The organism is Rhodoblastus sp. (genome assembly GCF_041915505.1).
Taxonomy (GTDB): domain Bacteria; phylum Pseudomonadota; class Alphaproteobacteria; order Rhizobiales; family Beijerinckiaceae; genus Rhodoblastus.
In genome coordinates this window covers 1-20,328 of record NZ_JAYSBG010000009.1, presented here as the reverse complement: position 1 = coordinate 20,328, position 20,328 = coordinate 1, and the positions used below count along the sequence as shown (strand labels likewise).

19 protein-coding genes and 1 tRNA gene are annotated in these 20,328 nt (G+C 65.6%); 13 read left to right on the top strand and 7 right to left on the bottom strand.

The genetic code is table 11. The features are described from left to right. Positions 1 to 16: 16 nt before the first annotated feature. The gene (locus tag ACE3S9_RS01560; RefSeq protein ID WP_374544667.1) at positions 17 to 820 is read left to right on the top strand and encodes a response regulator; all 804 of its coding nucleotides are present in this window, start codon (positions 17 to 19) and stop codon (positions 818 to 820) included. A 12-nt stretch (positions 821 to 832) separates the two neighbouring features. Here the strand turns inward: ACE3S9_RS01560 and ACE3S9_RS01555 are convergent, their stop codons facing one another. After that, complete coding sequence (locus tag ACE3S9_RS01555) at positions 833 to 1,552, bottom strand: TetR/AcrR family transcriptional regulator (protein WP_374544666.1); 720 nt, start codon at positions 1,550 to 1,552, stop codon at positions 833 to 835. A 453-nt stretch (positions 1,553 to 2,005) separates the two neighbouring features. Between ACE3S9_RS01555 and ACE3S9_RS01550 the strand changes: the two genes are divergently transcribed. Continuing rightward, positions 2,006 to 3,286, top strand: a complete 1,281-nt coding sequence (locus ACE3S9_RS01550; protein WP_374544665.1) for an HlyD family secretion protein — start codon at positions 2,006 to 2,008, stop codon at positions 3,284 to 3,286. After that, a complete protein-coding gene (locus ACE3S9_RS01545) occupies positions 3,283 to 4,854 on the top strand; it encodes a DHA2 family efflux MFS transporter permease subunit (protein WP_374544664.1) in 1,572 nt (523 codons plus the stop codon). The genes ACE3S9_RS01550 and ACE3S9_RS01545 overlap by 4 nt, the downstream gene beginning before the upstream one ends. Before the next feature lie 14 nt (positions 4,855 to 4,868). Here the strand turns inward: ACE3S9_RS01545 and ACE3S9_RS01540 are convergent, their stop codons facing one another. The 3 genes from ACE3S9_RS01540 to cysQ form a co-directional block, all read right to left on the bottom strand. Beyond that, a complete protein-coding gene (locus tag ACE3S9_RS01540; RefSeq protein WP_374544663.1) occupies positions 4,869 to 5,858 on the bottom strand; it encodes a hypothetical protein in 990 nt (329 codons plus the stop codon). 51 nt (positions 5,859 to 5,909) lie between these two features. After that, positions 5,910 to 6,500 (bottom strand): DUF1134 domain-containing protein, encoded by a 591-nt coding sequence (locus tag ACE3S9_RS01535; protein ID WP_374544662.1) that lies wholly within the window; start codon positions 6,498 to 6,500, stop codon positions 5,910 to 5,912. Between the two features lie 64 nt (positions 6,501 to 6,564). Then, positions 6,565 to 7,404, bottom strand: a complete 840-nt coding sequence (cysQ, locus tag ACE3S9_RS01530) for a 3'(2'),5'-bisphosphate nucleotidase CysQ (protein ID WP_374544661.1) — start codon at positions 7,402 to 7,404, stop codon at positions 6,565 to 6,567. A 251-nt stretch (positions 7,405 to 7,655) separates the two neighbouring features. Here cysQ and chpT point away from each other — a divergent pair, with 251 nt between their 5' ends. The 3 genes from chpT to ACE3S9_RS01515 all read left to right on the top strand — a co-directional run bounded on the left by chpT (position 7,656) and on the right by ACE3S9_RS01515 (position 10,546). Next, positions 7,656 to 8,327: a histidine phosphotransferase ChpT gene (gene chpT / locus ACE3S9_RS01525; protein ID WP_374544660.1), complete on the top strand. Its 672-nt coding sequence runs from the start codon at positions 7,656 to 7,658 to the stop codon at positions 8,325 to 8,327. A gap of 137 nt (positions 8,328 to 8,464) precedes the next feature. After that, positions 8,465 to 8,554 (top strand) — tRNA-Ser (locus ACE3S9_RS01520). Between the two features lie 888 nt (positions 8,555 to 9,442). After that, positions 9,443 to 10,546, top strand: a complete 1,104-nt coding sequence (locus ACE3S9_RS01515; protein WP_374544659.1) for a putative zinc-binding metallopeptidase — start codon at positions 9,443 to 9,445, stop codon at positions 10,544 to 10,546. Positions 10,547 to 10,573: 27 nt separating this feature from the next. Here the strand turns inward: ACE3S9_RS01515 and ACE3S9_RS01510 are convergent, their stop codons facing one another. After that, positions 10,574 to 11,659 (bottom strand): AI-2E family transporter, encoded by a 1,086-nt coding sequence (locus tag ACE3S9_RS01510; RefSeq protein WP_374544658.1) that lies wholly within the window; start codon positions 11,657 to 11,659, stop codon positions 10,574 to 10,576. 266 nt (positions 11,660 to 11,925) lie between these two features. Between ACE3S9_RS01510 and ACE3S9_RS01505 the strand changes: the two genes are divergently transcribed. Both ACE3S9_RS01505 and ACE3S9_RS01500 read left to right on the top strand, forming a co-directional pair. Further along, positions 11,926 to 12,306, top strand: a complete 381-nt coding sequence (locus ACE3S9_RS01505; RefSeq protein ID WP_374544657.1) for a hypothetical protein — start codon at positions 11,926 to 11,928, stop codon at positions 12,304 to 12,306. 288 nt (positions 12,307 to 12,594) lie between these two features. Beyond that, positions 12,595 to 12,840, top strand: coding sequence for a hypothetical protein (locus tag ACE3S9_RS01500; protein ID WP_374544656.1), 246 nt, complete (start codon positions 12,595 to 12,597; stop codon positions 12,838 to 12,840). Between the two features lie 66 nt (positions 12,841 to 12,906). Here ACE3S9_RS01500 and ACE3S9_RS01495 read toward each other — a convergent pair whose 3' ends face one another. Continuing rightward, on the bottom strand, positions 12,907 to 13,884 hold the full coding sequence (locus tag ACE3S9_RS01495; protein ID WP_374544655.1) for a magnesium transporter CorA family protein: 978 nt from the start codon (positions 13,882 to 13,884) through the stop codon (positions 12,907 to 12,909). Positions 13,885 to 14,135: 251 nt separating this feature from the next. Here ACE3S9_RS01495 and ACE3S9_RS01490 point away from each other — a divergent pair, with 251 nt between their 5' ends. From ACE3S9_RS01490 to ACE3S9_RS01470, 5 genes are all read left to right on the top strand, one after another. Further along, a complete protein-coding gene (locus ACE3S9_RS01490) occupies positions 14,136 to 14,957 on the top strand; it encodes a TIGR00730 family Rossman fold protein (RefSeq protein WP_374544672.1) in 822 nt (273 codons plus the stop codon). Positions 14,958 to 14,966: 9 nt separating this feature from the next. Continuing rightward, complete coding sequence (locus ACE3S9_RS01485; protein WP_374544654.1) at positions 14,967 to 16,349, top strand: MBL fold metallo-hydrolase RNA specificity domain-containing protein; 1,383 nt, start codon at positions 14,967 to 14,969, stop codon at positions 16,347 to 16,349. Positions 16,350 to 16,588: 239 nt separating this feature from the next. After that, complete coding sequence (locus tag ACE3S9_RS01480) at positions 16,589 to 17,392, top strand: glycosyltransferase family 2 protein (RefSeq protein WP_374544653.1); 804 nt, start codon at positions 16,589 to 16,591, stop codon at positions 17,390 to 17,392. Beyond that, positions 17,385 to 18,533 carry a GNAT family N-acetyltransferase gene (locus ACE3S9_RS01475; protein ID WP_374544652.1) on the top strand — a complete coding sequence of 383 codons (1,149 nt, stop codon included), beginning with the start codon at positions 17,385 to 17,387 and terminating at the stop codon, positions 18,531 to 18,533. The genes ACE3S9_RS01480 and ACE3S9_RS01475 overlap by 8 nt, the downstream gene beginning before the upstream one ends. A gap of 26 nt (positions 18,534 to 18,559) precedes the next feature. Continuing rightward, positions 18,560 to 19,798: an acyltransferase family protein gene (locus tag ACE3S9_RS01470; RefSeq protein ID WP_374544651.1), complete on the top strand. Its 1,239-nt coding sequence runs from the start codon at positions 18,560 to 18,562 to the stop codon at positions 19,796 to 19,798. On the opposite strand, the gene ACE3S9_RS01465 is transcribed toward ACE3S9_RS01470, so the two are convergent. Then, positions 19,799 to 20,328, bottom strand: a 530-nt coding sequence (locus ACE3S9_RS01465; protein WP_374544650.1) for an efflux RND transporter periplasmic adaptor subunit, incomplete at its 5' end; no start/stop codon positions are given.

Genomic DNA, 20,328 nt, shown 5'->3' with positions numbered 1-20,328 from the left:
GCGAGGCGCCCTGTCTATGTCTCTTTCCAGTCTGATCGGTCCCCAGATTCCGTTTCTGCGTCGTTACGCCCGCGCGCTCACCGGCTCGCAGGCGAGCGGCGACGCCTATGTCGCCGCCGCTCTGGAAAGCCTGCTCGCCGATCCGGCGCTGTTCGACCGCTCGGCGGACCCGCGCGAGGAGGTCTATCGCCTGTTCTCGCGGGTGTGGAACGCCATGCCGCTCAACGGGCGGCCGTTCGAAGGCAAGGGGGCGGGCGCGGTTCCCGACCGCCGGCTGGAATCGCTGACGCCCTTGCCGCGCCAGGCCTTCCTGCTGACCGCCGTGGAAGGCTTCGACGCCGATCACGGCGCGCGCATTCTCGGGGTCGAACGCGACGAATTCGATCGGCTGATCGAGGTCGCCGGCCGCGAGATCGCGGCGCAGGTCGCCTCAACGGTCGCGATCATCGAGGACGAGCCCCTGATCGCCATGGATCTCGAAACGCTGGTGGAAGGGCTCGGCCACAAGGTGGTGGGGCTGGCTCGGACGCGGGCGGAAGCCGTGGCGCTCGCCCGCGCCACCCGTCCGGGCCTGGTGCTGGCCGATATCCGGCTCGCCGACGGCAGCTCCGGCCTCGACGCCGTCAATGAAATCCTGGAGACGGTCGGCGCGCCCGTGATTTTCATCACCGCTTATCCGGAATCGCTACTCACCGGCCAGCGGCCGGAGCCGGCGTTCCTGATCTCAAAGCCGTTCCGCGCCGAAACGGTCAAGGCGATCGTCAGCCAGGCGCTGTTCTTCAACGAACTGGCGCAGCCGGCGGAACGCCGCAGCGCCTGAGCGCTTCACGCTTCACGCTTCGCCCTTTGCCGGCGTCGTGGAGGAGGACCCCGGCGGGTAGAGGCGCAAGAAGGCGGCGACCGCTTCTGCGACCGCCGCCTCGATCGCGGCTTCGTCGTCGGGCTTGGCGGCGCAGAACAAGGCGGCCTTGAAATAATCAGCCATGCAGAGCTGGATGAACTGCTCCGCCGCCTGCTGCGGGTCGAGCGGCGCCAGCGCGCCGCGCGCCGTCTCGCGCGCCAGAAACTTGCCCAATCTTTCCGCCCCGGCTTTCGGGCCGGCTTCGTAAAAGGCTCGGCCGATCTTCGGATATTTCGCGGCGACGCCGATCACCATGCGCATATGGGCCAGATGGTCGGCGCTGCACATGTTGCGCATCAGCCCGAAGCCGATCCGGGCGAGCGCCGGGCCGGGATCGCCGTCATCGTCCGAGAAGGGGAACATCTGTTCGGCCTGCTGGTCGCGGTCGGAGCGGACCAGGGCCTCGAACAGGTCGATCTTGGACGGGAAATAGACGTAAAGCGTGCCCTTGGAGACGCCGGCGGCCCGAGCGATCTCGTTCATGCTGGCGCCGTCGAATCCATCGGCCAGGAAGACCTGGCGCGCGCCGTCGAGAATCTGCGCCGCCTTGCCGTCCGCCCCCTCGCGCGGCGGGGACGGCGCGAGGCTCGGCCGGACCGCCGGCGTGGGCCGTTTTCGTCGGATTTTTGAGCCGCTTCTCGCTTTTCTCATGACTCGCCCGTGGCGCGCCGCCGGCCGACCGACCGGCCGAAGGCCCTTCATCGCCACCGCGCCTCGTCGGAAACCTTATCAGACAAAAGACTCAAGAACGCCCATTCGAGCCGCCCCGTCGCCCGCCATCTCGTCGGCGCTTTTGAACCAACTTATTGAATCTAGAAATATTACTTCCGGACGACCGAAGAGTCGACCACGCGCCCGATAAAGCGCGCGCCGGGCAGCGGGGGTTGCGCGAAAAAAAGAAATGACCGAACGGTTCAGTTTCAAGGGCGACAGTAAAATATTCAGCCTTTTGAGAGATAGTTCACATGGCGCGCGCAAGCGGGCTAAAAATTTCGTGAAGAGACGATTTTAACGCATCATTGGTCCCCTCGATCCAATCTGGAATGGAGAGACGGGCTAAATTCATGTTTCAGGGTTAATCCCATCGGGCTTTTTGAGGGCAGGATGAACGAGCCGGTCAGCCGTCAACAGCAGGTTCCGTCGCGCCGCGAGATGCGCGATGCGGACGAGGTTTTCGATACGGATTCCGACGGCGTCGTGTTCGACGGCGCCAAGCTGGCCAGGCTTTGGCCGCGCGCCTCCCTCGCGAAGGCGGAAGCGGCGCTGGCGCGGTCGCTCAGGGAAGCCATTCCGGCGGTCGAGCGGGTCATCGAGGCGCCCGCGGCCGAACCCGATCAGGCGTCGCGCCGGGATCGGACGAAGAAGGCGCTGCTCGCCGGCGCTGCCTTTCTGGCGATCGTCGCCGCCGGATCGGCCCTGGCCCATTATATTGCGGTCGGCCGCTTCATCTATTCCACCGACGACGCCTATGTCCGCACCGATCTCGCCATCGTCTCGCCGAAGATCTCGGGCTATGTCGAACAGGTGCCGGTGACCGACAACCAGCACGTCAAGGCCGGTCAATTGCTGGCGCGGATCGATTCCGGGGATTACCAGCTCGCCGTCGATGCGGCGCGCCACAAGGTCCAGACCCAGGACGCCACCATCACCCGCATCAAGGCCCAGACCGAGGCGCAGACGGCCGCCGTCGCCCAGGCGCAGGCCCAGGTCGATTCCGCGCGCGCCGAAACCGCGCGGGCGGAGGCCGATCTCGGCCGGGTGCGCGCGCTGACCGCGTCGCTATTCGCCTCGAAACAGCGTTTCGACCAGTCGCTGGCCGATCGCGACAAGGCCAATGCGGCGCTCGCCGGCGCCCAGGCCCAGCTTGCGGGCGCCAAGGCCAGCCTCGTGGTTCTGCAATCGCAGATTCAGGAAGCCGAGCGCGCCCGCGCCGAACTGGCGATCGCCCAGGCGCGCGCCGAGCGCGATCTCGGCTTCACCGACATCAAGGCGCCGTTCGACGGCACGCTCGGCAATCGTTCGGTCCAGCCCGGCCAGTTCGTCCAGCCGGGCGCGCGGCTGATGGCGATCGCGCCGGACAATCGCTATTATATCGACGCCAATTTCAAGGAAACACAGCTCGACCGCCTCGTTCCAGGCCAGAAGGCGCGGATTCGCATCGACGCCTATAATGGCAAGGAGGTCGGCGGCGTGGTCGAGAGCATAGCGCCGGCGTCGGGCTCCGAATTCTCGCTGCTGCCGCCCGAAAACGCCACCGGCAATTTTACCAAGATCACCCAACGCTTCCCCGTGCGCATCCGCGTCAACGGCGCCGACAGCCAGCCCCTGCGCGCCGGCATGTCGGTGATCGTGGACGTCGACACGCGCGCAGGCGAGGGCCAATGACGGCCCGCCCTGCGGGCGCTATTGTCGAGCCGGAATTTTCAGCCGTCCGGCTGATCGCTTTCATCGCCATGGTGTTCGGCATGTTCATGGCGATCCTGGATATCCAGATCGTCTCGGCCTCGCTTGCCACCATTCAGGCTGGCGTTTCGGCCAGCGCCGACGAGATCGCCTGGGTCCAGACCGCCTATCTGATCGCCGAAGTGGTGATGATCCCGCTTTCGGGCATCCTGTCGCGCGCCTTCTCGACCCGCATCCTGTTCGCCAGCTCGGCCGGCGGCTTCACGCTGATGAGCCTGCTCTGCGCCACGGCCACCGATTTCAACCAGCTGATCCTGTGGCGCGCTCTACAGGGCTTTATCGGCGGCGCCATGATCCCGACCGTTTTCGCGGCAGCTTATTCCATCTTCCCGCGCAACAAGATGTCGATCGTCGCGCCGATCGTCGGACTGGTCGCCACTTTGGCGCCGACGATTGGACCCACGGTCGGGGGCTATCTCACCGATCTGTTCTCCTGGCGCTGGCTGTTCCTCGTCAATGTCGGCCCCGGGATCGTCGTCACGCTGGCGACCTGGCTGCTGGTCGATTTCGACCGGCCCAATCTCGCCGTGCTGAAGAATTTCGACTGGGCCGGCCTCGTCTCGATGGCTTTGTTTCTGGGGGCGCTGGAATATCTGCTGGAGGAGGGCCCCAGCAAGAACTGGTTCGACGAGTCCCTGATCGTCTGGGCGACCGTTGCGTCGGCCTCGGGGGCGCTGGTGTTCTTCTGGCGGGCCTTCACGGCGAAAAGTCCGATCGTCGATCTCACCGCCTTCGGCAACCGCAATTTCTGGACCGGCTCGCTGGCCTCTTTCGTTCTCGGGGTGGGACTTTACGGCCTCACTTATGTCTATCCGGTCTATCTCGCGCGTGTGCGCGGCTTTTCGCCGCTGCAGATCGGCGAGACCATGTTCATCACCGGCCTGTGCCAGTTCATCGCCGCGCCTATCGTCGGCCGGCTGCTCAACAAGGTCGATCTTCGCCTGATGATCGGCCTGGGCTTTCTCGGCTTCGCCTGGGGCGCGGCCATTCCCGCTGCGATCACCAAGGATTGGGGCTTTCAGGAGCTGCTGTTTCCGCAGATGCTGCGCGGCTTTTCGCTGATGTTCATGATGGTGCCGATCAATACGCTGGCGCTTGGCACCATGCCGCCGAGCAAGCTGAAGAATGCGTCCGGCCTGTTCAATGTCACGCGCAATCTTGGCGGCGCCTTCGGCCTGGCGGTCATCAACACCACGCTGAACAAGCGCTTCGACCTGCATATCCAGCGGCTGCACGAACAGCTCACCTGGAGCAATGTCCAGGCGCAGGATTTTCTGGCCAAGCTCGGCGCGGTTTACAGTCATCATGGCGCGGATGACGCGATGCTCGCCGCGACGCGTCAGCTTGCGGCATTCGCCCGGCGCGAGGCGCTGGTCATGTCGCTCGCCGACGTCTTTGTCGGCATGGCTTTCCTGTTCCTGTTCATGGCGGGGATCACGCCGATCATGCGCAAGCCGCTGGCGGCGCCGCCGCCCGATCTCGCGCATTGAACGGCTGAAGGTGGTCAGTCCTCGGCGTTATCCAGACGAGCGACTTGTCGCCCCAGCCGCGAAATGGCCTCACGCAGGTCGAGCAGCTCCTGCTCCGCGCTCAGGACATGCGGCGCGCCATTGGCCGGTGCGGCGCCGTTGAGGTCGAACCCGTCGGGCGCGCCTTCCGTGACGGCGTCGGGGGCGCGCAGCAGGATCTGCCGACGCAGGGAGAGATTGGCGTTGTCCAGCTCCTCGCAGCGCTTCCGCTCCGCCGCGATCTTCGCCAGCATCCGCGCGCGGCGGGCGTCGAAATCAGTCGCCCGGCGCTCGGCCTCGGCGAGATCGGCCGCGAGGGCGTTTTTCTGGCCGGCGAGATCCTCGAACTGCACGCCAAGCTCCCGCCGCGCCGTGTCGGAGGCGGCGAAGCGCGCGCGGGCGTCCTGCAGCGCGTTTTTGGTCGCTTCGAGCGCGCTCTCCAGTTCGCGGACGCGCTGGTCGAGCCGCTGGCGCTCCGCCGCCAGCGCGTCGAATTCGCCGTGCAATTTGGTCAGATCGGCCTCGCGCCCGGCCAGGGTCTCGCGGGCCTCATCCAGCGCGGCCTGGGTTTTTTCACCGAATTCCAGCGATTTGGCGAGCTGGGAATTGCGCTCGTTCAGCAGCCCCGTGGTCTGTTCCAATTGTTCGGTCGTCCGCATCAGGGCGACCGCGCGGCGGCCGAGTTCGGCGGCGTCGGCGGCGCGGCCGTCGCGGGCTTCCGCCGCCTTGATCTCAAGCGTGCGGTTCTCGGCGGCAAAACGCGCCCGCAGCAGGTCGCGGTCGGCCTCGATCTCGTCGAAGGTCATCGGCAAGCGCGATTCGATCCGCGCCAAGGTCAGGCGGCGGGCGCGCGCCGAGACGATGGGCAGGAAGGCAAGCCCGATCAGGCCGCAAATGACGAAGCCCAACGCGAAATCGACGATCTGCTCGACCAAGGTTCCGACCTGTGAGAAGACGCTGGCGGGAGCGTCGGAAAACGCGCCCACACTGCCACTTTTGCCGCCGCATTGCAAAGCGGCGGCGATTTGTGCGGCTCCTCAGAAGGGGTTCCAAGTCGGCGCGTCGGTGAATTTCAGATAGCCGATATTGACGCCCAGCCGCGCCCCGACTCCGGTCCGGATCGGCACCACGGTGACGCCATTGATGGTCAGCGCGGTGACGCCGAAGCCGCCGACGAGATAGGCCGAGCCGTCGACGCCGACGAAACGCTGGAACATGGCGTCGGTCGAGGGCAGATTATAGACCAGCATCATGGTTCGGTCGCCGTCGGCGCCGTAATCGAGGCCGAGCGAAGGGCCCTGCCAATAAACCTTCCGGTCGCCGGCGTTGCGGGTATACATCGCCCCCTCGCCATAGCGCAGGCCGCCGACAAAGGCGCCGCCTGCCTCCTGGCCGAGCACATAGGCGTTGGGCTGGCCCCATTTCTTGGTGGCTGACTGGATCGCCTCGGCGAGGCCGCGCGACAGCGAGCCGAAGAAATGGTGGCCGCTTTCGATCAGCTCATTGTCGCTATAGGGAATCGGCCGTCCGTCCGCCCGGGCTGGCGAAACGGCCCAGCTTGCGGTCCCGGCCGCCGCGAGGCTGGCGATGAGGCCGCGGCCGAGTCCGCGCCGCGAAAGACTGTTCATTGCGCTGGCTCTCCGAAGATCGGCCCCCCAGTCACAATTATTCGACGATGGCATGAACGGTTCGTTAACATATCCCGGCCGCGTGAAACTGCGCCGCGGCCGCGGGATCGCCCCAGGCCACGAAGGGGTCGTTGGCGAAGGCCCGGGCGGTCCGGCCATAGACCACCGGCGCGCCCGAAAGGTCCAGAACCGCGCCCCCCGCGCGGCGCAGCACGGCGTCGCCGGCGGCGATGTCCCATTCCCGCGTGGGGCCGAAACGCGGATAGACATCGGCCTTGCCGGCGGCGATCAGGCAGAATTTCAGCGACGAGCCGATCGGGACCACCTTTTTCAGCGGCAGCCGCGCGAGCAGGCGGTCGGTGTCCGAATCGCGATGGCTCCGGCTGGCCAGCGCGATGACGTCCCGTTCCGGCATCTTGCGCGTGTGCATCTCCTTCCAGGCGGTGCGCGGCGGCAGCTTGCCGCCGGACGTCGTAGCGGCGGTCCAGGCCCGGCTGCCGGCCAGGTACAATTCGCCCCGTCCCGGCGCGAAGACGGCGCCGACGACCGGAGCGCCGTCGCGAATCAAGGCGATATTGACCGAGAAACAATCGCGCCCTTCGAGGAATTCCCGCGTTCCGTCGAGCGGATCGACCAGGATGAACGGGCCGCCGTCGAGCTTGGGCACGTCGCCATTGGCGCAAAGCTCCTCGGCGACCACGGGGAGATCCGGGACGTAATGGACGAGGCCTTCGAGAATCACCGCCTCGGCGAACAGGTCGGCGTCGCAGACCGGGCTCGAATCCTTCTTGATCCGGGCCTTCGGTCCGGACGCCTGCACGCGCATGACGGCCGCCCCCGCCTCGAGCGTCAGCTCGGCGAAAATCCTGGCCAAATCGTCGTCGTCCTGCGGTCGAACCGTCATACTGCCCCGGGGCGATCCTCGCCCCGCCCCCCGCGCTAACCTCGCGCTAACCAATCTTCTACATAAGCTTGGGGCGGCGCCCGCGAAAGCCCTCCGCTCGTAGCAGGTCGCCGCGCATTGGACTTTTCCCGCCCGGGAAGCCGGCGCCGCGCCGACATTTGGGTTCAAGCCCGGCAAAAAGCGGGCTAGACTCGGCTCGCGTCGGCGGCGTCGCTTCCTGTTGATTCGCCAGACCAGACCGGAACCCTGTCATGAACATACTCGCGCTTGAACCGCTCGACCTCGCCGCCCTCCTGGCCTCGCGCGTGTGCCATGACGTCATCAGCCCCGTCGGCGCCATCGTCAACGGGCTGGAGGTGCTGGAGGAGGACAAGGACGAGGGGATGCGCGAATTCGCGCTCGACCTGATCCGCAAGAGCGCGCATACGGCCTCGGCGCGGCTGCAATTCTGCCGTCTGGCCTTTGGCGCGGCCGGTTCGGCAGGCGCCTCGATCGACACCGGCGATGCGGAAAAGGTGGCGCGCGGGCTGTTCGCCGACGACCGCACCCAGTTGATCTGGGAGGCGCCGCGCGTCTTCATGCCGAAGAACAAGGTCAAGCTCGCGCTCAACCTGTGCCTGATCGCGGCGGCCTGCATTCCGCGCGGCGGCGTGATGCATGTGGTCATCGAGGGCGAGGGCGACGACAGCCGCATCGCGGTCGCGGTCAAGGGGCCGAATCTCAAGCTGGCGAGCCATGTCGCCGATCTGCTCGAAGGCCATTCGGAAAGCGGCTCGGTCGACGCGCACGGCATCCAGCCCTATTTCACCGGTCTGGTCGCGCGCTCCTGCGGCATGGCGGTTCAGGTCACGGCGAGCAGCGAGGAAGTGGCGCTGAAAGCCGCGCCCGCCGTCGCCGCGACCCTCCAGACGACCGCTGAATGAGACGCCGTCCGAACGGCGCGCGTTTCGCGCCGGCTGTGAAAGATTTGCGAAAGGCGCGAGGCCGCGCCTTGCTTTGCGGCGAAGGGCGGTTATAAAGGCGCGACTTTCGCCGGGGCGTTCGCGCCCGTCGGGCGCGTGGAGGGGTGGCCGAGTGGTTGAAGGCGCACGCCTGGAAAGTGTGTATACGGGAAACCGTATCGCGGGTTCGAATCCCGCTCCCTCCGCCATTTCATCTCCCAACATATTGAAGTAGATCGCAAATTTTAGCGGAGCGCCTGCGATCGAATTTTGTCCGCGGCGATCGCCTGGACCAGGCGCTTTCTTTCCTCGGGTTGCGGAGGTCGATCTGTCGTCTCCCTGCCGGATCGGAGCGGGTATCGGGCGCACGGGGGGCCTATGGCTCAGCAGTACGGCGGACACCACAAGCCGGGTCGTGTGTCCAGGTAACAAAAATCCCACGTCGTTCGATAAAACCATTCGCCGGGGCCCGCCCGCTGCGCAGCGAGTTCCGCAGGCGTGGCCGGACGGCATTCCCGGCGGACCCATGCAGGCACTCCCGCGCCGGAGGTCGGCCTCCCGGATTTCAACGAAACATTGCCGGCATTGGCGCTTGTGGAGAGTGCGACCGCAAACAGGATCGCGAAGGTTGCGCGCGCGCCTGGGGAGCGGCGCTGCGACACATAAAGCGACTGGGTTACGCGCGTCATCGGCTTTTCCTGAATTTTCAGGAGACGTCAGGCTTGGCGGAGATTGTCGGCAGCGTCGCCGCCGCCCTCAGCCAGTTGACGAATTCAGACGAAAAAGGTTGCGCCTCAAATCGAATTCAGTCGGGTCGCGAGCGGGAATAAAACGCCCGTTGCACCATCCGGGCGGGCGTCTCTCTTTAGCTTAAGCGCTGTGGCAAAGCTCGGAAGCGCTGGGGCGACGGTTTTGCGATTTCGACGAATCGACCAAGCGTGGTTACGCCGTGCAGGTTGAAAAAAGGCGGAGGCCGAGCCAAGGCTGTTCCAATGCAACTTGGCGCCATGGAAAGGAACCAATCCGGCCGTCCAATATTGACCCAATGGCGAGCGCGTCGCGCCTTGCCGCGTCCGATCCGCCAGGAGGAAGCCGCGATGAAGCTCTATCAGTGCCAATCCTGCGGGAACACGGTCTATTTCGAAAATTCGGTCTGCGTGGCTTGCGGCGCGCCGCTCGGCTATGCGCCCGACGTTCAGACAATGGTCGCGCTCGAACCGGCGGAGCCGGCGCCCGATGGACGTCCGGCCTTCATCTCGCTCGCCGACCGGTCGCGGCGCTATTTCTTCTGCGTCAACGCCGATCAGGGCGTCTGCAACTGGCTCACGGCCGCCGAAGAAGGCGAGTTGTTCTGCCGTTCGTGCCGCCACAACAATCTGGCGCCCGATCTCACGGTCGGAGGCAATCGCGAACGCTGGGGCCGGATCGAACTCGCCAAACGGCAATTGTTCTATTCGCTGCTGCGCTGGGGCCTGCCCACGCCGACCGTCGCGCAGGGCGCGCCCGAGCCGCTCGTGTTCGACCTCCTCGGCGATGTCCGGACCGATCAGGGCGTCGAGAAAATCCTGACTGGGCACGATCTCGGCCGGATCACGCTCAATATTTCTGAAGCCGACGACGACGAGCGCGAGAAGCGTCGGGTCGCGATGGGCGAGCCCTATCGCACCCTGCTTGGCCATTTCCGTCACGAGGTGGGCCATTATTACTGGGACCTGCTGGTCCGCGACGGCGCCGCGCTGGACGCCTTCCGGGCGACCTTCGGCGATGAGCGCGCCGATTACGGCGCGGCGCTGCAGGCGCATTACGCCAATGGCGCTCCGCCCGGCTGGCAGGCGGGCTTCATCAGCCCCTATGCGACCTCGCATCCATGGGAGGATTTTGCGGAGAGCTGGGCGCATTACATGCATATCGTCGATACGCTGGAGACCGCCGGCTCCTTCGGCGTTTCCCTGCAGCCGCGCCATGTGGCTGACGCCAGCCTCGCGACCGCCGTGAGCTTCGACGCCTATCATGTCGGGACGATCGAGGAATTGATGGACGCCTGGGGACCGGTCTCGGTGGCGCTGAATGCGCTCAGTCGCTCGCTCGGGCAGCCGGACCCCTATCCTTTCGTGCTGTCGCGGGCGGTCATCGGCAAGCTGGATTTCATTCACCGCCTCGTTCGCGGGCAGATCGGGCGGGTGGCCTCCGCTGCTGCATAAGCCGGCAGGCGTCGCTGTTTTGACGCATTACGGCAGATAGGCTTCCTCCTTCGCCATGACGCCGATCAGGCTTTGGGCCATCAGCAGCAATGGCGCGGCGAGGATCGCGCCGACCGGTCCCCACATCCAGCTCCAGAACACGATGGAGAGGAAGACCAGGAACGGATTGATCTCGTGGCGCCGTCCGAGCAAGGTCGGGATGACGAAAAGCTCGGTCAGCATGTGGATGGCGAGATAAGCGAGCGCGGGCGCCAAGGCGAACAGCGAATGGGGATGCGCCATCAGCCCGCTCGCGGCGAGCGAGATCGAAATGAGCGCCACGCCGAAATAGGGAATATAGGCCGCCGCGAAGGTCATGGCGCCCCACAGCAGCGGATTGCTCAGGCCGCCGGCGAAGGCGACCAGCGCCGTGGCCGCGCCGACGCCCGCATAGACAAGCGTGGCGGCGCCGAAATAAAGCGCGAGCGCGTCTTCCACAGCGCCGAAGGCGCGCAGCGCGCGCAAGCGGCTTTCACGCGCCGGCATGGCGAGAACGAGCTTCCTGCGCAGGGCTGAGCGGCCGGCGACGAAAAAGGCCAAAGCCGCGAAAAAAACCAGCAATTCGCCCAGCGCCGGAGTCAGCCGGCCGAGAAAGGAGGCGAGCCAACTCGTCGCCGCCCCGATCGACACCGGCGCGCCTTCGCCGCCCGGCTGGACGAACAGGTTTTTCAGATCGCCCAGCGGGCCGACGACCGGTTCGGCCATGCGCAGCAGCGCCTGCGCCATTTGCGGGGCCTGCGCGATGAAAGCGGAAAAGGGCTCGATCAAAGCGTTGATCAGGAGCACGCCAAGCGCGATGGCCGTCGCGACCACCGCCGCGCCCGCGACGCCGGGATGGAGCCCGAAACCGACGAGACGGTCGATCAGCCGAGCCAGAACGGCGCCCACCACCAGGGCCGACAGGATCGGCACGACCAGATCGGAAGCGATCTGCAGCGCGGCCAGCAGAGCCAGCGCGAACAGGCCGATGACCGAATAGCAGGCGAGCCGCCACAGCAAGGCGTCCGGCGCGGCGCCGTCCGGAGCAGTGGCGTCCCTTTGCGTAGAGCGCGGCGCATTTGCGCGATTGTCCATGTCGCAGGCTCCCGCGCGGCCGGCCGCGCTCCGTTCGTTCCGTCAACCGCGAAAAGCCGCGCCCGTTCCCCGCGCTTCCAGCGGCCGATCGCGATCTGGCGTTATCTTCCTTCGCGCGGCCGCCTTGACGGGCGGCGTCCTTGCGTGAAAATTAACCAAACCGCAAGGCGCGGCGCGCGAAAATGGTTTTGAAGGTTCGTCGCCCGCGATCGCGCCGGCCTTGGCCCTCTGACCTCAAGGTCGCCCAAGGCTCCGGCGTCGAAACCATGACCAGCATGCCGAACTTCCGCGCCGCCGCCAAGAAGCAGGAGCCGACGGCGAAAAGGGGCGTCAGCCTTTTGACCGTGGCGATGTTGCTGATGCTGCCGGCGTCACGCGGAGCCGCGGAGGAATTTGGCTATGATCCCTGGGGGTTTGGCTTCTGCAAGCGGCCTGAACCGCCGCATTGCGTCAAGCAGACGACAAACAGCGGCGCGGCCTTTGAAGCCTGCCAGAACGATGTCCGGCTTTACATCGCATCCGTGGCGGCTTTCCGGATCTGTCATCTCAAGCAATTGGAACAGGTCATCCTGCAGGCGAACGAGACCTCGGATCTGATGAAGTGTCGCGCCGAAAAAAAACGGAATTGCGCTTTCGGCCAAAAATGACGACAGCCTTGCCTCTATCGGCGCGCGGCCGCCTTCTTTTCGGGTGGACGAAAAACGCCCGCCCGTACATCCGGGGCGGGCGTCGCGCACAAGCTTTACCCGCAGGACAGGATAACCCTATTTAGTATATCAGTTTTAAGGCTCGACGATTCTTGATCGCGCCTTCGCGCGGCCGTTAACCAAAATGCAATGCCGCCGCGCGAAGATGCGGGCCAAGGTCCGGCGCCTGTGCTCGCGCCGGCTTTGGCCATTTGACCTCTAGGTCGTCCATGTTTCGGCGTCTGTGCCATGACCAACATGCGGCAATTCCGCGCCAAGGCTAGCAAGCCGGCGCCGAAAACCGGGAAATTCGCCGGTTGGGCGGATCGCGCCTATTTTCTTGCCGGTTATATCAGTGGCCTCGCCGCGCTTGGGCTGATCCTGTTCACGGTAATCGCCAAATTGGCCCCGGATGTTACGGAAGCGTCCCGCGAACATAAGGGCTGGGATCTTTCGCAACCCCGCGAACTCGAGAAGCGCACCCTCGGGCAATAATCACTGGTCGCGGCGGCGAGTCCGGCGCCGGCGGCCGACGTCCGGCGGGTCAGGTCGCAGCCGCCCTCACCACCAGCCGCGTCGCTTGAACCAGATCGCCGGAATGAGCGCGCTGAGCACGATCAAGGCGAGGCCCCATTCATAGCCAAAGGCCCAGTCCAGCTCCGGCATGTTCTTGAAATTCATGCCATACATGCTGGCGACGAGAGTCGGCGGAATGCCGATCACGGAAACGACCGTGAGCAGGCGGAAAATATTGTTCTGCTCGATATTGGTCAGGCCGAGCGTCGCGTCGAGCAGCAATTGCAGGCGGTCGTTCTGCGAGCGGGTATATTCGATCAGCGAAGCGACGTCGCGGCTCAGGCTCTTGAGCTTGCCGTTCTCCTCGCCCGAAAGGATCGATTTGGCCTCTCCCGCGACAAACGCCAGCAGGCGCGACGAGCCGAGCAGCGCGTCCGAGATTTTGGCGGTCAGATAGCCATTGGCCGAAATGGCGCGCAGCGAATGTTTAAGGACGGCGTTGTCGCGGATCATGTCATTGGTCTTGCCCTGGTCGAAAATGGCCTGCGACAGGGCGTCGATTTCGGCGTTCACCTTTTCCAGCTCATCGGCCATGGAATCGATGATCGCCTCCAGCACCATGATCAAGGCGTTGGGGCCGCTGGGGCCGCGATCGTTTTCGTAGACCTTGGCGTGGTGGAGGTCTTCGCAGGCCTTGATCTCGTCAAACCGAATCGTGAGGGCGATCTCGCGGCCGAGCACGAAGCCGAGCGGCGTGGTCCTGGGCAGGCCGCCATTGAGTTTGGCAATCATCGGCATCGACATGAAGAGATAGCCGTGTTCGGTGTAGAGCCGACTGGAGCTTTCGATTTCCGACAATTCCTCCAGCGTCGGCACGGCGATGCCGAGGCTTTCCTGCAAGAAGGCGATCTCGCTCTCCGTCGGGCGGATCGCGTCGATCCAGTTCACATCCGGCGGCAGCGTCCTGGCGTCGAGCGGGACCTCGACATCGCCTTTGAAATGGGTCGATCCGAATTTCAGCATGGGGCGCCCGGCGGTTGGAGGCGTAAGATCTGCGGGGAGAGCGTTAGTCCTTCTATGTGACTATATTGATAAATGCGCCGCTTCCGCGCGCCAAACGAGTCGAGACCTTGACCGAGACGCCCGACCAGCCCGAGACGCCCTCCCGCCTCCCAGCGCCGGCCGCGCCAGAAGCGCGGCGCGAGCCGCTGCCATGCGAGCAGCCCAAGCCGGCGGCGGAGGACCCCGACGCCCCGGAGCGCGTGCGCCGGATCATGGCCTCGCCCTCCTATCGGCTCGCGGCGGCGGACCCGGATTTCCTGCAGGGCGACGACACCCGGGGCCTGCGCCTGCTGCTCGATTATCTCAAGCCGGAGCTCGTCCTGCAAAGACGCGGCGTGGCCCATACCATCGTGGTGTTCGGCAGCACCCGGATCTGCGAGCCGGCCGAGGCGCGCCGTCGTCTCGACGAGGCGTGCGCGCGGCTCGCGGAGGCCGGCGGGCCGGAGGCCGCGCCCGCGCTGGCGGCGAAAAAGGCGATCGCCGAGCGCATTGTGGCGCGAAGCGTCTATTACGACGTCGCGCGCGATTTCTGCCGATTGGTAGCGGAGGCGAGCGCCGGGGCCGAGCGCCCCACGACCCTGGTGATGACCGGCGGCGGCCCGGGGATCATGGAAGCCGCCAATCGCGGCGCCTTCGACGGCGGCGCGGAGAGCATCGGGCTCAATATCGCTCTGCCGCACGAGCAATATCCCAATCCCTATGTCACGCCGGAGCTCTGTTTCCAGTTCCATTATTTCGCCTTGCGCAAATTGCATTTCATGCAGCGGGCGCGGGCCTTGGTCGCTTTTCCCGGCGGCTATGGCACGTTCGACGAATTGTTCGAGGTGCTGACCCTGGTTCAGACGCGGGTGATGCGGCCTATCCCCATCATCCTCGTCGGCGAGGCCTTCTGGCGCGCGGCGGTGGATTTCGATTTTCTCGTCGCCGAGGGTGTGATCGACCGCGAGGATCGCGAGCTGTTCTGGTTCGCCGAAAGCGCGCAGGAAATTTTCGACTCCCTGATCGCCTGGGAGCGCGCCGTCAAAGGCGCATGAGGGGGCTGCATGAAATTGTCCTTCCACGGCGCCGATCGCGGCGTCACCGGCTCCTGCCATTTGTTGGAGGCGGCGGGCCGCAAGATCCTGGTCGATTGCGGGCTCTATCAGGGCGGGCGGCGGATCGAGGAAGACAACGTCCGCGCCTTCGGCTTCGACGCCGGCGACATCGACATCGTCTTGTTGACCCACGCCCATCTCGATCATTGCGGGCGCCTGCCGCTGCTCACGCGGCGCGGCTTCAAGGGCGAGATCGTCGCCACCGCCGCCACCCGCGAACTGACCCGGCTGGTGCTGCTCGACGCCGCCCATCTCCAGGAGGAGGAAGCGCGCACCCGCGCCCGCTATCGCGAGCGCAACGGCGAGGCGGAGGCCGAGCCGCTTTATTCCCTGCTTGACGCGATGGATGTGTTCGACCGTTTCGGCCGCGCCGCGCGCTATACGGTTCCGGTCGACCTCGCGCCCGGCCTGCGCGCGACCTTTTTCGACGCCGGCCATATTCTCGGTTCGGCCAGCGTGCTGGTCGAAGCCGAGGAAGGGGGCGTCGCGCGAAAAATCCTGTTCTCGGGCGATATCGGCAATTATGGCCGGCCGCTGCTGCGCGATCCCGATCCGCCGCAAAATGTTGATGTCGCCATTATGGAGACGACTTACGGCGACCGCCTGCACCGCTCGCTGGAAGCGACGGTCGAGGAGTTTTACGAGGCGCTGAACGAGGCGTTCCAGCGCGGCGGCAATGTCATCATTCCGACCTTCGCGCTGGAGCGCGCGCAGGACGTGCTGTTCTGTCTGCGCGGGGGCGTGGAGCCGAGCAAATTGCCGGCCGCCATGCCGGTGTTCCTGGATTCGCCGATGGCGATCTCGGCGACGGAGATTTTCCGCAAACATCCCGAATGTTACGGGCCGGAGACGGCGCGGCTGTTCGAGCGCCGTGTCGACCCCTTTCAGCCGCCCGGCCTGCGCTTCTGCCGCGAAACCGCGGAATCCATCGCGCTCAACGCCGTCAGCGGCGGCGCCGTCATTCTGGCGGGCTCCGGCATGTGCGCGGGCGGGCGGGTGCGCCATCACCTGCTGCGCAATCTCGGGCGCCGCGATTCCAGCGTGATCTTCGTCGGCTTCGCCGCCAAGGGCACGCTGGCGCGGCGCATCATCGACGGCGCGCGCCAGGTTGCGATTTTCGGCGAAAGCGTCCCGGTCCGCGCCCGGATCTATACCATCAACGGCTTCTCCGCCCATGCCGATCAGGCGGAGCTGCTCGCCTGGCGCGGGAAGGCCAATCCGCGCCGCACTTTTCTCGTTCATGGCGAGGAAGCCGCCATGCGGGCCTTTGCGGCGAAGATCGGGGAGGCCGATGTGGTCCTGCCGGAATTCGGGCAGGGTTTCGAGCTCTGAGCCGGGCGATCACGCGGGCTGGTTTCGCCCGGAAGGGCGCACCCTGCACGTAAAGGCTTGGCGCCTCTCATTTAATAGAAAATCGTTAAAAACCTTAACGCTGAATATTAAATATAGAAAAATTTAGATTAAATTTTCGAATAGGGAGCATTTTTTCTGCCTCTTCCTGCGGTTATTCTCATTATACGAGAGGCGAGAGCCTCGTCCAATCCGCCGCTTCGTTGGGACAGAGAGCGATCATGGCGCCCGATATTTCCGTTGTCATTCCGACTTACCGCCGTCCCGGGCCGCTGGCCGAGGCGATCGAGAGCGTGCTTGCGCAGCAAGGTCCCTCCTGCGAGATCCTGGTGGTCGACGATTGCCCCGCCGGAAGCGCGGAACGCGTCGTGCGCCGCTTCGAGGGCTGGAACGTGACTTATCTGCGTTCGCCCGCGCCCTCGGGCGGGCGGCCCGCCACGGTCCGCAATTTCGGCTTTCAACAGGCCCGGGCCGACATCATTCATTTTCTCGACGACGACGATCTCGTGCCGGAAGGCTATTACGCCGAAGCGCTGGAGGTCTTCGCGGAGCAGCCCGAGATTGGCGTGGTGTTCGGCAAGGTCGAGCCCTTCGGCGATAGCGACGTGGAATCCGAGCGCGATTATTTCGAGGCCGCTTATCGCCGCGCCCGCCGATATCGCGGCCTCGGATCGAGGCTCGGCTTTTCGGCGGCGATGTTCTTCCAGCAGACCCTGCTGATCTGCAGCGCCGGCATGGTGCGCCGCGCCTGCGTGGAGGCCATTGGCGGCTTCGATCCGGCGCCCTCGCTGGCCGAGGATGTCGACTTTTTCGCCCGCGCGATCCGCCATTCCGGCGCGGTCGTGCTGGATCGCACCTCGATCCATTACCGCATCGGGCCGTCGCTGATGCGCCTGCCGGATCGCCAGCCGCTGATCGAATCCTCCTATCGGGCGATCCATGAGCGCTACCGGCGCGAACATGGCGCGGTCGATTTCTACGCCCTGAAGACTTTCGCCAAGATTCTGGACCGTCTCCATGCTTGAAATCCAGACCATCGAGACTTTCGACGCGCTTGAGGCGCTGGCGCCCGAATGGGAGGCTCTGTTCGCGCGGGTGTCGCTGCGCACGCCGTCGAAATCGCCGCTGTGGCAATTGACCTGGTGGCGCCATTTCGGCGCGCGGCGGAGTCTGGCCTGCCGCCATGACATGCAGGTGGTCGCCTTGCGCGAGCCGGGTGGCGCGCTGGTCGCCGTCGCGCCGATGATGCGCACCTGCCGCCCCGGACTGGGCCCGGCGCTGGTGCGCGAAATGCAATTCTTCGGCGCCGATCCCTATGTCACCCAATTGCGCGGTCCGGTCTGCGAGCGCGAGCGCCTACCTGATGTCGGCCGCGCGCTGGCGACTTATCTGCGCGCGCGCGGCAATCATGATTTCGTGCAATGGCGCGGTCTCGCGCCGGGCGCCTGCGCGATGGAGCAGGGCGTGTCCCACAGCGCTTTGGAGGACGTCGATTCCATTCTCGTCATGCGCGAGAGCTGGGACGCGTTCCACGGCGCCTTGCCGAAAAAGACCCGCAAACATTTGCGCAAGGGCCGCAACGATCTCAGCGCCGCGGGGATCGCGATGGAATTCCGCGTCGCGACCGCGCCCGAGGAGGTCGCCGAGGGGCTCGCGGCCTTCTACGATCTGCATGGCCGCCGCGCCGCTCTGGCCGATGTGACGCAGCATCCCAATGTGTTCGGGGGCGCGGCCGAGCGCGCCTTTCTCGACGATTATTGCGCGCAATTGGCGCGCGCCGGCGGCCTGCGCCTGTTCCAGATTCGCGTCGGCGGACGGATCGTCGCAGCGCGCGTCGGCTTCGCGTTCGGCGACCAGCTCTATCTCTATTTCTCCGGCTATGACCCCGATTACGGCCCCTACAGCATCATGACCACCTTGATGGCCGAGGCGCTGCAATGGGCTCACGAGAACGGCGTAGCGCTGGTCAATCTGTCCTCCGGCGTCGACCGTTCCAAGACCCGCTTCCGGCCCGAAATGGTCCCGGCGGAGGGCTTCTTTTCGGTCGGTTCAAACTGGCGGGCGCGGCTGGCTTTCGCGGCCATGCGCAAATTGCGCGGCGGGGCGGCGCCGGCGCGCGAGGATGAGCCGGAGGAGAACGAGGCCGGCGAATTGGCCGGGGCCTGAGAGCCCGCAGCGCAGGGAGCGACATGATGCGATTTCACGCCCTCGACGGCCTGCGCGGCCTCTGCGCATTGGTGGTCGCTCTGGTCCATCTTTATGAAATGATGAAGGTTCCGCCGCCCGAATTTGTTGGCCACGCCTTCGCCTTCGTCGATTTCTTCTTCGTCCTGTCGGGCTTCGTGCTGGCCCACGCCTTTTTCGACCGGCTGGCGCTCCAAGGCGGCGGCTGGGCCTTCGCCTTGCGCCGGTTCGGCCGCATGTATCCCTTGCACGCCTTCATCCTGGCGCTGTTCGTGGCGGTCGAGGCCGCGAAATGGTTCGCTGCGCGGCACGGCGTCGCCATGTTGGCGCAGCCTTTCGCCAATGAGACCTCGCTGCCGGCGCTGGCGTCGAACCTGCTGCTGCTCCAGTCGCTCGGCCTGCATGATCGGCTGACCTGGAATTTCCCGGCCTGGAGCATCAGCGTCGAATTCTATGTCAATCTGCTGTTCTGCCTCGTCATGGTCCTGCCCCTGCGCGGCGCCGGCGACCGCGGCGCGATCCTGCGCAACAAGACCTGGCTTGTCGTCGCTCTCGCTGTTGCGGGCGGCGTCGCGACGCTGTGGGCGACGCGCTACAGCACGGCCATGAGCTATGATTTCGGCCTGCCGCGCTGCATCTATGGCTTTTTCTGCGGCGTGGCGGCGCAGCGTCTGCGCGCCGGCGGGCTCGACCCCTTCGCGCGTCTCTCGCGCCGCGCGATCTCCTGCTGGGAGGTCGGCCTGACGCTGGTCGCGATTGGCTTCGTCACCTTCGCACCGTGGTTCTGGCTGTTCGCGCTGTCGCCGATCCTGTTCAGCCTGACGACGCTGGTCTATGCCCATGAAAAAGGTCCGCTGTCGCGGCTGCTGCTGACCCCGCCGCTGCGCGCCATCGGCGAATGGTCCTATTCGATCTATCTCGTCCACATGTTCCTGCTGATCCACGTCTTCGGACGCGTCGCAACCATGATCGGCAAGAAGGGCTTGCTCGGCCTGCATGCGGCGGCCGGCGCGGATGGCGGCGATTATGTCGCGGGACTCTATCTGCAAGGCCCGGTCATGCTCGCGGGCGTGGTCGTCGCTTATGTCGCGCTCGTCCTGCTGGCGTCCAGCCTGACGTTCCGCTTCGTGGAAAAGCCGGCGCGCTCTTATTTCAACGCGCTCGCCGCGCGGATGGAGTCGCGGCGGGGCGACATCCGCGCGCGTCGCCTGGCGACGGCCGCCCGCAGGATGCAGGCGGCCGAGTAATCATTTCTTCTCGCTTTCCGCGACCTGGACCTTCTGGCCGTCGGCGAGATCGGCGGCCGGGTTCAGAATGACCCTGTCGCCCGCCTGAAGCCCGGCGGCGGTTTCAATCGACGTGCCGAAATCGCGCGCGACATTGATCTTGCGCAGCCGCGCCACGTCATCCTCCACCACCGCGACCTGCGTGCCGTTGCGATTGAAGATCAGCGCGTCGGCGGGGATGGTGACAGCCGGGGTCTTGCGCGGAATTTTCAGCTCGACCTGGCAATAGACGCCGGCCTTCAGCGCGCCGTCCGGATTGGGCACGTCGGCCTCGGCGAGCAGGGTGCGGGTGCCCTGCTGCAAGGATTCCGCGATGCGCGTCACCTTGCCGGGGAAGACGTGATCGGGCATTTCGGGCACGCGGACGGCGACCTCGACGCCCGGCGCCAGCCCGAAGGCCTGATCCTGCGGCACATAAACCTGCACGCGGATCGTGTCCGTCTGCTGCAGGTTGAACATGAAGGTCGAGCCGCCCTGCACCAGCGAGCCGA

Coding starts and splice junctions, on each gene's coding strand:
- ACE3S9_RS01535 (WP_374544662.1), bottom strand. CDS start 6,500: ATGAACAGTCTTTCGCGGCGCGGACTCGGCCGCGGCCTCATCGCCAGC.
- ACE3S9_RS01510 (WP_374544658.1), bottom strand. CDS start 11,659: ATGGACAATCGCGCAAATGCGCCGCGCTCTACGCAAAGGGACGCCACT.
- chpT (WP_374544660.1), top strand. CDS start 7,656: ATGAACATACTCGCGCTTGAACCGCTCGACCTCGCCGCCCTCCTGGCC.
- ACE3S9_RS01470 (WP_374544651.1), top strand. CDS start 18,560: ATGCGATTTCACGCCCTCGACGGCCTGCGCGGCCTCTGCGCATTGGTG.
- ACE3S9_RS01500 (WP_374544656.1), top strand. CDS start 12,595: ATGACCAACATGCGGCAATTCCGCGCCAAGGCTAGCAAGCCGGCGCCG.
- ACE3S9_RS01495 (WP_374544655.1), bottom strand. CDS start 13,884: ATGCTGAAATTCGGATCGACCCATTTCAAAGGCGATGTCGAGGTCCCG.
- ACE3S9_RS01475 (WP_374544652.1), top strand. CDS start 17,385: ATGCTTGAAATCCAGACCATCGAGACTTTCGACGCGCTTGAGGCGCTG.
- ACE3S9_RS01480 (WP_374544653.1), top strand. CDS start 16,589: ATGGCGCCCGATATTTCCGTTGTCATTCCGACTTACCGCCGTCCCGGG.
- ACE3S9_RS01560 (WP_374544667.1), top strand. CDS start 17: ATGTCTCTTTCCAGTCTGATCGGTCCCCAGATTCCGTTTCTGCGTCGT.
- ACE3S9_RS01485 (WP_374544654.1), top strand. CDS start 14,967: ATGAAATTGTCCTTCCACGGCGCCGATCGCGGCGTCACCGGCTCCTGC.
- ACE3S9_RS01490 (WP_374544672.1), top strand. CDS start 14,136: ATGGCCTCGCCCTCCTATCGGCTCGCGGCGGCGGACCCGGATTTCCTG.
- ACE3S9_RS01505 (WP_374544657.1), top strand. CDS start 11,926: ATGACCAGCATGCCGAACTTCCGCGCCGCCGCCAAGAAGCAGGAGCCG.
- cysQ (WP_374544661.1), bottom strand. CDS start 7,404: ATGACGGTTCGACCGCAGGACGACGACGATTTGGCCAGGATTTTCGCC.
- ACE3S9_RS01545 (WP_374544664.1), top strand. CDS start 3,283: ATGACGGCCCGCCCTGCGGGCGCTATTGTCGAGCCGGAATTTTCAGCC.
- ACE3S9_RS01555 (WP_374544666.1), bottom strand. CDS start 1,552: ATGAGAAAAGCGAGAAGCGGCTCAAAAATCCGACGAAAACGGCCCACG.
- ACE3S9_RS01550 (WP_374544665.1), top strand. CDS start 2,006: ATGAACGAGCCGGTCAGCCGTCAACAGCAGGTTCCGTCGCGCCGCGAG.
- ACE3S9_RS01515 (WP_374544659.1), top strand. CDS start 9,443: ATGAAGCTCTATCAGTGCCAATCCTGCGGGAACACGGTCTATTTCGAA.